Here is a 3,523-nt window from a genome sequence, read left to right as displayed (position 1 = left end):
CCCGACAGTTTCGCCAACGTGCTCGGTGGCCTCTGCCTGCTGCTGGCCACCCGCCTGGTCCTCCGTGACGGGGCCTGGTGGGAAGTGCCGGTGATGATCGCGGCCGCGGCCGCGGCGCTCGCCTCGAAGGACACGGCGGCCTTCCTGCTGCCGACCGTGGCCGCCGCAGTGGCGATGCGTGCATGGGCGGCCACCGTGGGCCCGCAGCGGCGGGCGCTGCTGGCCGCAGCGGTCCTGACGATCGCCATCGTCGGAGCGACCGCAGTTCTCCGCCTCCTGCCGCCGACGGCCTTGCCCACAGGCTTCGAGGCGCCCAGTCTGGCGGCCCTCGCGACCCTGACCGCCACATCGGCGTCGAGCGCGGCACAGCAGGCGTGGTCGCTCACCTGGAGCGCATGGATGCCCCTTGGCAACTTCGGGGCCAGCGTGCTGGTGCTGCCGCCCTCCTTCGTCGTGGTGCCGATCGTCGTCGCCGCCCTGGCGGCGGTCGGACTGGCCACGGCGCTGCTGCGCGGCCCCGAGGCGTCTCGCGCGGGGACGGTGATGCCGCTCTGGGCCGTCGCCCTCGCTCTCTGCGTACTGCAACCGGCCGTGCGGGAAGCCGTGCTCCAACTCCCCGAGGTCTATCAGGGGCGATGGCTGTTCCCGATGCTGCCGGCGCTGGCCGTGCTCACGGCGCTCGGTCTCGAGGCGATCGGGGTGCCACTGGCACGGCTGCTTCCACTGCAGATCGTCCTGCTCGGCGCGGTCGCCACCGTGGGCCTGGTCGTGGTGGCTGGCTACTACTACCTCGACTTCCCGGCGACGATCGACACGACACGGCTGTTCCTGCGCAGCAGCAGTCGTGTGCCGCTGGACATGGCGCGGCTCGAGTTGTGGACCGTCCGCCCGTCACTGCTGACGCACGCCTGGCCCTTCATCGTCGCTGGCACGTTGTGGGGTGTCGCCCTCGGTGCGGCGCTTCGCGCCACGGCACGCCTGTCTTCTTCACGAGGCTCCCTTCATGGCTGATCTGCTCACCATCGCCGATCGCACCTTCACGTCCCGCCTGTTCGTCGGGACCGGCAAGTACCCCACGCATCCCGTCATGGCGGCGTGCCACGCCGCCTCGGGCGCCGAGGTGGTCACCGTCGCCGTGCGTCGCGTCGATCTCACCGACAAGAGCGGCACGTCACTGATGGACTTCATCGCCCCGTCGATGTTCATCCTGCCCAACACCGCCGCGTGCTACACGGCCGCCGACGCGATCCGCACCGCGCGTCTCGGGCGTGAAGCCGGACTGTCCAACTGGGTCAAACTCGAGGTGATCGGAGACGAGCGGACGTTGTTCCCCGACAACGAAGCGCTGATCGAGGCCACGAAGGTGCTGGTGAAGGAAGGGTTCGTCGTGCTGCCCTACACGACCGACGACCCCATCGTCTGCCGGAAGCTCGCGGACGCCGGGGCGGCCGCGGTGATGCCGCTCGGGGCGCCCATCGGATCGGGGCTGGGCATTCAGAATCCCAACAATATCTCGATCATCAAGGAATTCAGCACGGTGCCCGTGGTGGTGGATGCGGGGGTCGGCACGGCCTCCGATGCGGCCATCGCGATGGAACTCGGTGCCGACGCGGTGCTGATGAACACGGCCATCGCGCAGGCCGATCAGCCGGTGCTGATGGCCGAGGCCATGAAGCACGCCGTGGCCGCCGGGCGCCTCGCGTTCCTGGCCGGGCGGATGCCGAAGCGCCGCTATGCCTCGGCGAGCAGCCCGCTCTCCGGGACGATTCACGCCGCGGCGCGGGCATAATTCGGTCGCGCATGGCCGACGTCCGCTTCACCCGCTCGATCGACAAGGACCTGCTCGCGCGCCTCAAGGCGGCGCGTGAGGAGGCCGATGCCGCCTACAACGCCGCGCTGTCGGCGCTGGATGCCGCGCTGCCCGCCGTGCCGGCGATGCCCCATCCGTCGGCGCCGGCCGACGAATCGCAGATCACCCCCCTCAACGAGCGCTTCGCCATCGTCGGCGCCACGCCACTGCCCGGCGGGCTGAAGGGGTGGCTGCTGCGTCCCGTGTGGGGGCTGGTGGCCCCCCTGTTCGCGCGGCAGGAGGCGTTCAACGCGACGCTGGTCGATCACGTGAACCGCAACGTGGCGGCGGCGCGGTCGGGGCGCGGCAGCCAGATCGCGCTGATCGAGACGCTGCGCCTCGAACTCGAACGACTCGCCACGTTCCACTCGGCGCTGATCATCTACCTGCAGCAGGTCACGCCCTACGTCGACTCGAAGGACTACGAGTTCGATGCGCTGTCGACGCGGCGGACCGAGGATGTCGGGCAGGCCGTCGAGACGCTGCACCACCGCACGGTAGGCCCAGGCGGCGCCATCAGCGGCGTTGGCGACGAACTGAATCGACGGCTGGAGATGCTGGCCGTCCGCGAGCATCGGTACACCGCGCGGGTGGCGGCCCTCGATGCCGCGCACGCGCAGCTGGCGCAGTCGCTGGGCGTCGTGACGCGCGCGACGCAGACGCTCAAGCGCGAGGTGGAGGGCATCATCGGGGGTAGGGACGCCTCTCCGAGGCGTCCGTCATCGGAAGACGCGGCCGCGGGTGACGGCCGGCTCGGAGAGCCGGCCCTACCCACTGAGCGGGCCCTCGCCGCCACCACGGCGGGCGAGTCGTTTGCCACGGGCGGCATCGAGTCGTTCAAGTACGTCGGGTTCGAGGACCAGTTCCGCGGGTCGACCACCGTCATCCGCGAGCGGCTGCAGGACTACGTCGCCGTGTTCGACGGCCAGCAGGACGTGCTCGACATCGGGTGCGGCCGCGGCGAGTTCCTCGACCTGCTGCGTCAGCAGGGCATTCGTGCCCGTGGCCTGGACATCAACCACGAAATGGTCGAGGTGTGCCGGCAGCGCGGCCTCGACGCCAGCGAGGGTGATGCGCTGTCGTATCTCCAGGGTCTCGAGGACGAGAGCCTGGGCGGCATCTTCGCCGCGCAGGTCGTCGAGCACCTGCAGCCCGACTACCTCGTGCGGCTGCTTCAGCGGGCCGGCGAGGTCCTGCGGCCGGGCGGCGTCCTCGCGCTCGAGACCGTCAACGTCGCCTGCTGGTTCGCCTTCTTCCAGAGCTACGTGCGCGACATCACCCACGTGCGCCCCCTGCATCCCGACACGCTCGCCTATTTCGTGCGCGCGAGTGGCTTCCCGCACGTCGACGTGCAGTATCGATCGCCGTATCCCGAGGTCCACAAGCTGCAGCACGTGCCCGGCGCCGACGCGGCCGCCTACGCGATGAATGCCAACGTGGACACGCTGAACAGCCTGCTCTTCACCCATCTCGACTACGCGGTGATCGCGCGCAAGCCGTAACCCGTTCCTGACCCATGTCAATCCGTCGTCTCGTCCTGATCACCCTGGCCCTGATGGGGCCACTCACGCTCGCGTCGACGGCCCAGCGGCTGCCGTCGCGCCTCGGTGGTCCGGTCGGACCGCCGCCGAAGCCGGGCGCCCCGGCCCCGGCCCGCCCCGGCACGCCGGCGGC

General features: G+C 70.5%; 3 protein-coding genes. All 3 read left to right on the top strand.

Annotated features, from left to right (window positions below; translation table 11 throughout):
• Positions 1-1,011 (top strand): hypothetical protein (locus Q0C41_RS30635; RefSeq protein ID WP_291990712.1); only part of this gene is annotated, 1,011 nt, incomplete at its 5' end.
• Positions 1,004-1,789: a thiazole synthase gene (locus Q0C41_RS30630; protein WP_291990710.1), complete on the top strand. Its 786-nt coding sequence runs from the start codon at positions 1,004-1,006 to the stop codon at positions 1,787-1,789. The genes Q0C41_RS30635 and Q0C41_RS30630, both read left to right, overlap by 8 nt.
• An 11-nt stretch (positions 1,790-1,800) precedes the next feature.
• Complete coding sequence (locus tag Q0C41_RS30625; protein WP_291990708.1) at positions 1,801-3,351, top strand: bifunctional 2-polyprenyl-6-hydroxyphenol methylase/3-demethylubiquinol 3-O-methyltransferase UbiG; 1,551 nt, start codon at positions 1,801-1,803, stop codon at positions 3,349-3,351.
• The last annotated feature ends 172 nt before the right edge of the window (positions 3,352-3,523 follow it).

Origin of the sequence: Luteitalea sp., from assembly GCF_022842525.1 — a bacterium.
Classification (GTDB): Bacteria; Acidobacteriota; Vicinamibacteria; order Vicinamibacterales; family Vicinamibacteraceae; genus Luteitalea.
This window is presented reverse-complemented; position numbering and strand designations above follow the sequence as displayed.